Annotated in this window: 1 rRNA gene; it reads right to left on the bottom strand. The window is 49.5% G+C overall.

Going from position 1 to position 984, the window contains the following annotated elements:
* Positions 1 to 821, bottom strand: a 16S ribosomal RNA gene (locus EOC06_RS45285); the annotation flags it as partial.
* Positions 822 to 984: the final 163 nt, after the last annotated feature.

The following is a 984-nucleotide window of genomic DNA, read 5'->3' as shown; positions in this document are numbered from 1 at the left end:
GTTTACGGCGTGGACTACCAGGGTATCTAATCCTGTTTGCTCCCCACGCTTTCGCGCCTCAGCGTCAGTTACAGACCAAAGAGTCGCCTTCGCCACTGGTGTTCCTCCACATCTCTACGCATTTCACCGCTACACGTGGAATTCCACTCTTCTCTTCTGCACTCAAGTCCCCCAGTTTCCAATGACCCTCCACGGTTGAGCCGTGGGCTTTCACATCAGACTTAAAGGACCGCCTGCGCGCGCTTTACGCCCAATAATTCCGGACAACGCTTGCCACCTACGTATTACCGCGGCTGCTGGCACGTAGTTAGCCGTGGCTTTCTGGTTAGGTACCGTCAAGGTACGAGCAGTTACTCACGTACTTGTTCTTCCCTAACAACAGAGTTTTACGATCCGAAAACCTTCATCACTCACGCGGCGTTGCTCCGTCAGACTTTCGTCCATTGCGGAAGATTCCCTACTGCTGCCTCCCGTAGGAGTCTGGGCCGTGTCTCAGTCCCAGTGTGGCCGATCACCCTCTCAGGTCGGCTACGCATCGTCGCCTTGGTGAGCCGTTACCTCACCAACTAGCTAATGCGCCGCGGGCCCATCTGTAAGTGACAGCGTAAACCGTCTTTCAGCTTTTCTACATGAGTAGAAAAGGATTATCCGGTATTAGCTCCGGTTTCCCGAAGTTATCCCAGTCTTACAGGCAGGTTGCCCACGTGTTACTCACCCGTCCGCCGCTAACTTAAAAAGCAAGCTTTTTAAGTCCGCTCGACTTGCATGTATTAGGCACGCCGCCAGCGTTCGTCCTGAGCCAGGATCAAACTCTCCGATAAAGAGTAAGATTAGCTCATTTGCTAAACTCTAGCTTTTTGTTACTTTGTTTTCATCTTTATAACGCAAGTTATAAAAACGATTATTGTTGACGTTTTGTTTGTTCAGTTTTCAAAGAGCAATTTTTCGTTGCTATTAGGAGCAACTTTTATATAATAACATATC

The organism is Mesorhizobium sp. M7A.F.Ca.MR.362.00.0.0 (assembly GCF_004023175.1).
Lineage (GTDB): Bacteria > Pseudomonadota > Alphaproteobacteria > Rhizobiales > Rhizobiaceae > Mesorhizobium.
This window is presented reverse-complemented; position numbering and strand designations above follow the sequence as displayed.